The organism is Glycomyces sp. L485 (assembly GCF_022548875.1).
Lineage (GTDB): Bacteria > Actinomycetota > Actinomycetes > Mycobacteriales > Micromonosporaceae > Glycomyces.
On sequence record NZ_JAKZEW010000098.1, the window covers coordinates 1 to 486 of the forward strand.

General features: G+C 63.8%; 1 protein-coding gene. It reads right to left on the bottom strand.

Annotation, left to right across the window (positions count from 1 at the left end; all coding sequences use genetic code 11):
- Positions 1-334 (bottom strand): 50S ribosomal protein L13 (rplM, locus tag L0U85_RS20175; RefSeq protein ID WP_241379563.1); only part of this gene is annotated, 334 nt, incomplete at its 3' end.
- Positions 335-486 lie beyond the last annotated feature (152 nt).

Sequence of the window (486 nt, forward strand, 5' to 3'; positions counted from 1 at the left end):
TCTTCGGCAGCATGCCGAGGACGGCCTTCTCGACGGCCTTGTGCGGGGCCTTCTCCATGAACTCCGCGTAGGACTTCTCTTTGAGGCCGCCGGGGAAGCCCGAGTGGCGGTAGGCCTTCTTCTGCAGCAGCTTGTTGCGCGTCAGGACGACCTTCTCGGCGTTGACCACGATGACGTAGTCGCCGACGTCGGTGTTCGGAGCGAACGTGGGCTTGTGCTTGCCTCGGAGCAGTTGGGCTGCGTGCGTCGCGAGCCGACCCAACACCACGTCGGACGCGTCGATCACGAGCCACTGCCGGTCGATGTCTTCCGGCTTAGGGCTGTACGTGCGCACAGGTTTACCTAGCTTTCGTTGTCGGTGTGGAACGAACCCCGCGGAGATGTCGCGGAGCCGCCTGAATCCCGCGCGGCCTCGCGGCCGGCTGGTGCGGGATTCGTTGGACAGTGCCTCGTGAAGAGCGCACTCGAACAACAGCTTCTCAGTTT